General features: G+C 74.4%; 5 protein-coding genes and 1 pseudogene. 3 read left to right on the forward strand and 3 right to left on the reverse strand.

Annotated features, from left to right (window positions below; translation table 11 throughout):
• Positions 1 to 965, reverse strand: a 965-nt coding sequence (locus GA0115242_RS25995) for a prenyltransferase/squalene oxidase repeat-containing protein (protein WP_107461481.1), incomplete at its 3' end; no start/stop codon positions are given.
• Positions 966 to 1,423: 458 nt separating this feature from the next.
• Positions 1,424 to 2,452, reverse strand: a complete 1,029-nt coding sequence (locus GA0115242_RS26000) for an MBL fold metallo-hydrolase (RefSeq protein ID WP_093832548.1) — start codon at positions 2,450 to 2,452, stop codon at positions 1,424 to 1,426.
• Positions 2,453 to 2,643: 191 nt separating this feature from the next.
• On the opposite strand from GA0115242_RS26000, the gene GA0115242_RS26005 reads away from it, so the two are divergent.
• Positions 2,644 to 4,101, forward strand: a complete 1,458-nt coding sequence (locus GA0115242_RS26005; protein ID WP_093832550.1) for an aldehyde dehydrogenase — start codon at positions 2,644 to 2,646, stop codon at positions 4,099 to 4,101.
• A gap of 5 nt (positions 4,102 to 4,106) precedes the next feature.
• Positions 4,107 to 4,340 carry a ferredoxin gene (locus GA0115242_RS26010; RefSeq protein WP_093832552.1) on the forward strand — a complete coding sequence of 78 codons (234 nt, stop codon included), beginning with the start codon at positions 4,107 to 4,109 and terminating at the stop codon, positions 4,338 to 4,340.
• A 1-nt stretch (position 4,341) separates the two neighbouring features.
• On the opposite strand, the gene GA0115242_RS26015 is transcribed toward GA0115242_RS26010, so the two are convergent.
• Positions 4,342 to 4,977 (reverse strand): TetR family transcriptional regulator, encoded by a 636-nt coding sequence (locus tag GA0115242_RS26015; protein WP_093832554.1) that lies wholly within the window; start codon positions 4,975 to 4,977, stop codon positions 4,342 to 4,344.
• A gap of 225 nt (positions 4,978 to 5,202) precedes the next feature.
• Between GA0115242_RS26015 and GA0115242_RS26020 the strand changes: the two are divergent.
• Positions 5,203 to 6,478, forward strand: a pseudogene (locus tag GA0115242_RS26020) (glycosyltransferase family 4 protein); the annotation flags it as partial.

Raw genomic sequence — 6,478 nt, forward strand, 5'->3', positions numbered from 1 at the left:
AGGCGGCGGGACCGCCCCGCGCGGCCCCAGTCGCCCGCGTGCGACCGAAGCCAGCGCAGCGCGGGCGCCGCCCGGTCGGCGTGGCCCGCGGTGGCCAGCGCGACGACGGCGTCGGCGGTGTTGCCGTAGTCGGGCTGGTCCTCGGCGCCGGGCAGCGCCGACACCAGGTGGCCGTCCTTCGCCAGCGCCCCGGCGAGATGGGCGGCGCCGTTGCGCGCGGCCTGCCCGGCGTCGGTGGCGTCCGCGCAGGCCGGGGCGGTGCCCGCGGGCTCCGCGGCGTCCCCGGCGAGGCCCTTGCCGAGCGCGCCGACGACCGCGGCCGCGGTGGCGTCGTCGTTGGTGGTGAGCGCGCCCTTCGCGTCGGGCTGGTAGGCGAAGGCGCCGCCGTCGGCGCAGGGCAGGGCCAGCTTCAGCAGCGCGTCGTCGGGGGAGTGCCCGCCGGTGCGGACGTCGGCGGGCCGCTCACCGGCCGCGACCAGCGCGCCGACGACGACGGCGGTGGAGTTGGCGTCGGTGGCGTCGCCCGCGGTGTAGCCCCAGCCGCCGTCCTTGTTCTGAACGGACTTCAGCCAGCCCACCGCCTTGCCGACGGCGTCCCGGTGGCCGCCGAGCGCGGCGAGGGCCTGCGCGGCGGCGGCCGTGCTGTTGGTGTCGACGGGGGTCGAGGCGGCGCAGGCCCGCGCGGGGTCGGCGCGGAAGGCGGCGAACGAGCCGTCGGCGCACTGCTGCCCGCTCAGCCAGGCGACCGCCTTCGGCGCGGGCTCGACGGCGGCGGTGTGCTGGGCGAGCAGGGCCAGCGACTGGCGCCACACCCCGTCGTAGGTGGGGTCGGCGGTGCCGAAGAGGCCGTCGGGTATCGCCACCGACGGGGACGGGGACGGCGACGGCGACGCGGCGACCGCGGGTGCGGCGCCTGCGACGACGACGGTGGCGGCCAGGACCGCGGCGCTGCGGCGGACGTTCATGCTCGGCGGGTGCCTCTCCCTGCGGGGAGCCGGGCGCGGCACGGGGCGACCCCGGGCGACCCGGCTCCGTCAACCTCTGCGGTGCCGTGCGCCGACGGGCTTGCCTGCGCACCTGGGCCGATCACGCGCGCCGGGGTCGCCCGGTGGGTCCCGGCGGTCCGTCCGGCCGTCGGGTCCGGGGCGCGCGCGCCGGGCCTCCGGCGCCGGAATCACCCGGGATTCCCTGGTACGGGCGTGATGACGACCCGGTCACTCTACCGGCAGGTATCGACGGACCCGGGAGCCGGTCGGAAGCCGCCCGGGGAGGGAGCGGAGGGGCGAGCGCCCGGAGGGACGGGGGAGCCCACGTCGGGGGGACGGGGAGCCCACGTCGGGGGGACGGGGAGGGCGCGCGCGGGGGGACGGGGAGGGCGCGCTCGGGGTGCGGGGTGCGCCGGGCGCGCGGGGTGCGCCGGGTGCTAGACGGCGCGGTACGTCACCGGGTCCGAGCCCGGTACCGGTTCCGCCCTGCCCTGCTTGACCAGGCGGCGCAGATGCGCCTCCGCCTCCGAGACGGCGATGTTCCGTGACGCGTGCGGGATCTGCTCCCAGGGGCGGTTCCACTCCATGCGCACGGCGAGCTGCCAGGGGGTCAGCGGCGCGGACAGCAGCGCGTGCAGCCCCGAGAGGCGCTCCTCGTGGTGGTCGAGCAGCTCCCGCACCCGGGCTGGCGCGTCGGTGAAGGCGTGCTGGTGGGCGGGGAGCACCTCGGCGGGGGCGAGGCGGCCGATCCGTTCGAGGGAGTCGAGATAGTCGCCGAGCGGGTCGGTGACGGTGGCGTCGTCCGGGTCCTCGTACAGGCCGATGTGCGGGGTGATGCCGGGGAGCAGGTGGTCGCCGGAGAAGAGGCGGCCGTTGCCCGCGAGCCCGGCCGGGTGCTCCTCCTCCAGGTGCAGGCAGACGTGGCCGGGGGTGTGGCCGGGCGTCCAGATCGCGCGCAGTCTGCGCCCGGCCAGCGGGAGGAGGTCGCCGGGGACGATCTCGCGGTCGGGCAGCGCGGGGGAGAGGCCGGGCAGCCGGGTGCGCGGCCCGGCGGAGCGCAGCGGCGCGAGGTGGTCGTCGGGGGCGCCGGCCGCGGCGAGCTTCGCCTCCATGTAGGTGTACCAGCGCCCCGGCCTGGTCTCCCGGGTGCGGCGGACGACGGCGGTGTCGGCCGCGTGCATCGCGATCCAGGCGCCGGACGCCTCCCGCACCCGTCCGCTGAGCCCGTGGTGGTCGGGGTGGTGGTGGGTGACGACGACCCCGTGCAGCTCGGCGACGGAGGTGCCGCAGGCGGCGAGGCCGTCGGACAGCGCGTCCCAGGAACCGGGGTCGTCCCAGCCGGTGTCCACCAGGACCGGGCCCCGGTCCGTGTCGACGACATGGACGAGGGTGTGGCCCAGGGGGTTGTCCGGGATCGGCACCCGGAGGGACCGCACCCCGCCGCCGTGATCGCGCACCCGTGTCATGGGTCCCCCGTTTCGCCGACTCCCGGTCACTATAACTAGAACGGGTTTCGATGGGAGCCCGAGTCACCTTTCGGTCCGCTCGGCCACCCGGCTCCGTGGACTCCTCGATGGAGAACTGGTATCAGTTCACCTAGTCGCGTATCTGATGGATCGTCAGCACTTTCGCAGCGCATCCGGGGAGGCGGTCGGGCATGACCGAGCTCATGGAACACGGACAGCTCTACATCGGCGGGGAGTTGACCGACCCGCTCGGCCAGGAGGTCATCGAGGTCGTCTCCCCGCACACCGAGGAGGTCATCGGCCGGGTGCCGCACGCCTCGGCGGCCGACGTCGACCGGGCGGTCGCCGTCGCGCGGACCGCGTTCGACGAGGGGCCCTGGCCGCGGCTGAGCCTCGACGAGCGGATCGCCGTCGTCACCCGGGTCAAGGACGGCATCCTCGCCCGGCACGAGGAGATCGCCCGGGTCATCTCCAGCGAGAACGGGGCACCGTACTCCTGGGGCGTGCTGGCGCAGGCGCTCGGCGCGATGATGGTGTGGGACGCGGCGATCACCGTCGCCCGGGACTTCACCTTCGAGGAGCGCCGCACCGGCGTCCTCGGCAAGCTCCTGGTGCGCCGCGAGCCGGTCGGGGTGGTCGCCGCCGTCGTCCCCTGGAACGTGCCGCAGTTCGTGGCCGCCGCCAAGCTGGCGCCCGCCCTGCTCGCGGGCTGCTCGGTGATCCTCAAACCGTCGCCCGAATCCCCGCTGGACGCCTACCTGTTGGGCGAGATCGCGCGCGACGCCGGGCTCCCGGAGGGCGTGCTGTCGATCCTGCCCGCCGACCGCGAGGTCAGCGAGTACCTGGTCGGGCACCGGGGCGTCGACAAGGTCTCCTTCACCGGCTCGGTCCCGGCGGGCAAGCGGGTGATGGAGGTCGCCGCCCGCCATCTCACCCGCGTGACAATGGAGTTGGGCGGCAAGTCGGCGGCCGTGGTGCTGCCCGACGCGGACGTCGCGACGGCGGTCGCGGGCATCGTCCCGGCGGCCTGGATGAACAACGGCCAGGCCTGCGTGGCGCAGACCCGCGTCCTGGTTCCGCGCGCCCGCTACGACGAGTACGCCGACGCCTTCGCCGCGGCGGCGGGCGCGCTCGTCGTCGGCGACCCGATGGACCCGGCGACCCAGGTGGGCCCGCTGGTCGCCGAACGCCAGCAGCGGCGCAACCTCGACTACATCCGCATCGGCCAGGAGGAGGGCGCCAAGATCCTCACCGGCGGCGGCCGTCCGGCCGGGCTCGACCGCGGCTGGTACGTCGAACCGACCCTCTTCGGGGACGTCGACAACTCCATGCGGATCGCCCGCGAGGAGATCTTCGGCCCGGTCGTCTGCCTGCTCCCGTACGGCGACGAGGCGGACGCCGTGCGCATCGCGAACGACTCCGACTACGGCCTCTCCGGCAGCGTCTGGACGGGGGACGTCGAGCGCGGCATCGACATCGCCCGCCGGGTCCGCACCGGCACCTACTCCGTCAACACCTTCAGCCTCGACATGCTCGGCCCCTTCGGCGGCTACAAGAACTCGGGCCTGGGGCGGGAGTTCGGCCCCGAGGGGTTCGGCGAGTACCTCGAACACAAGATGATCCACCTGCCCGCGGGCTGGGAGGCGTGACGGACATGGGGGACCGCTGGCGGGTCGAGGTCGACCGCGGGGTCTGCATCGGATCGGCCCAGTGCGTCCACCACGCGCCGGCCGGGTTCCGCCTCGACGCGGCACGCCAGTCGCACCCGGTGGAGGCCGAGACGGACGCCGGCGAACAGGTGCTCGCGGCGGCCGAGGGCTGCCCGGTGGAAGCCATCGCGCTGACCGTACTGGGCACCGGGGAACCGGTGTTCCCGCCGGAGGAGTGAGCTACTCCTCCGGCTCGGTCAGGTCGATGAGGCGGCACACCGTCTCGATGTCGATCTTCACCTGGGCGATGGAGGCGCGGCCCGACAGCCAGGTGATGAGGGCCGAGTGCCAGGTGTGCTCGATGACGCGGACCGCCGAGAGCTGCCGCGGCCCCGGGTCGGCCCGGCCCATCGCGTCCAGGATGATCAAGGTCGTCTGACGGGAGACCTGGTCCACCTCGGGGGAGACGCTGCGGTCCGCGAACGTCAGCGCGCGGACCATGGCGTCGGCCAGGTGCGGCTCCCGCTGGAGCGCGCGGAAGGCCCGCATCAGCGTCTCCGCCACCCGCTCCGCCGCGGTCTCCCCGGCGGGCGGCTTCTTGCGCAGCGTGCCGTGCATGTGCTCCAACTGGTCCTGCATGGTGGCGACCAGCAGATGCACCTTGGACGGGAAGTAGCGGTACAGGGTCCCGAGGGCGACCTGCGAGGACTCCGCGACCTCCCGCATCTGGACCGCGTCGAACCCGCCCCGGCTGGCCAACTGCGCGCTCGCGTGCAGGATCCGGCGCCGGCGCGCCTCCTGACGCTCGGTGAGCGGCGGCGAGGCGGGCCGCGCGGTACTGACTTCCGCCTTGGCCGGCTTGGCTTGCGCAGGCATGGGCACCGTTCCGTGACAGTCGGTGGGATCGGACGTCTTCGGGCCGATCATGGCAGGGCCGCCGTCGTGGCGTGAATCACCTGATCCACTGCTCACTCCGCCCCTACCTGCCGGTAGATTCGGATTCTCCTGGACGATCAAGCTGGACGTTCAAGTCTGAAACTTGTTCTAGATTAGCGTCCCGGCGTAATCTCGCGGGACAGTGCAGTCAGAAGGGGGCCCAGAGTGACCGCTGAGGCCAGTCAGGCGGGGTCCCACGGCGACCGCGCCGCCGACGGCGAGCGACCGCTCCGCATCGCGCTCCTCACCTACAAGGGAAACCCGTTCTGCGGCGGCCAGGGCGTCTACACCCGGCACCTCTCCCGCGAACTGGCCCGGCTCGGCCACCGCGTCGAGGTCATCGGCTCCCAGCCCTACCCGGTCCTCGACGAGGGCCTGCCCCGGCTCACCCTCACCGAGCTGCCGAGCCTCGACCTCTACCGTTCCCCCGACCCCTTCCGCACCCCCCGCCGCGACGAGTACCGCGACTGGATCGACGCCGTCGAGGTCGCCACCATGTGGACCGGCGGCTTCCCCGAACCGCTCACCTTCTCGCTGCGCGCCGGACGCCTCCTGCGCGCCAGACGCGGCGACTTCGACGTCGTGCACGACAACCAGACGCTCGGCTACGGGCTGTTGGGCGACGTCGGCGCCCCGCTCGTCACCACCGTCCACCACCCCATCACCGTCGACCGGCAGTTGGAGCTGGACGCGGCGGTGGGCTGGAAGCAGCGCCTGTCCAAACGGCGCTGGTACGCCTTCACCCGGATGCAGCGGCGGGTGGCCCGCAGGCTGCCGTCCCTGCTCACCGTCTCCGGCACATCCCGGCAGGAGATCATCGACCACCTCGGGGTCCGCGGCGACCGGGTCCACGTCGTCCACATCGGCGCCGACACCGACCTGTTCTCGCCCGACCCGGCGGTCCCCGTCGTGCCCGGCCGGATCGTCACCACGTCCAGCGCCGACGTGCCCCTCAAGGGCCTGGTCCACCTCGTCGAGGCGCTCGCCGAGGTCCGCGCCGCGCACCCGGCCGCGCACCTCGTCGTCGTCGGCAAGCGCCCCACCGAAGGACCCGTCGCCCAGGCCGTCGAACGCCACGGGCTCGGCGGCGCCGTCGAGTTCGTCAAGGGCATCACCGACGCCGAACTCGTCGACCTGGTCCGCTCGGCGGAGGCCGCCTGCGTCCCGTCGCTCTACGAGGGCTTCTCCCTCCCCGCCGCCGAGGCCATGGCCACCGGCACCCCTCTGGTCGCCACCACCGGAGGCGCGATCCCCGAGGTGGCCGGACGGGACGAGGAGACCTGCCTCGCGGTGCCCCCGGGCGACCCCCGCGCCCCTCGCCGCGGCCCTCGTCCGCCTGCTGGGCGACGCTTCGCTGCGCGCCCGGCTCGGCCGCGCCGGACGCGAGCGGGTCCTGACCCACTTCACCTGGGCCCGCGCCGCCGAGGGCACGGTGGCCAGG

The sequence above is a fragment of the Streptomyces sp. SolWspMP-5a-2 genome (assembly GCF_900091845.1).
Lineage (GTDB): Bacteria > Actinomycetota > Actinomycetes > Streptomycetales > Streptomycetaceae > Streptomyces > Streptomyces doudnae.

What these genes read in the sequence shown, in the direction of transcription:
- GA0115242_RS26015 (WP_093832554.1), bottom strand. Translation starts at nt 4,977, where the DNA reads ATGCCTGCGCAAGCCAAGCCGGCCAAGGCGGAAGTCAGTACCGCGCGG.
- GA0115242_RS26010 (WP_093832552.1), top strand. Translation starts at nt 4,107, where the DNA reads ATGGGGGACCGCTGGCGGGTCGAGGTCGACCGCGGGGTCTGCATCGGA.
- GA0115242_RS26000 (WP_093832548.1), bottom strand. Translation starts at nt 2,452, where the DNA reads ATGACACGGGTGCGCGATCACGGCGGCGGGGTGCGGTCCCTCCGGGTG.
- GA0115242_RS26005 (WP_093832550.1), top strand. Translation starts at nt 2,644, where the DNA reads ATGACCGAGCTCATGGAACACGGACAGCTCTACATCGGCGGGGAGTTG.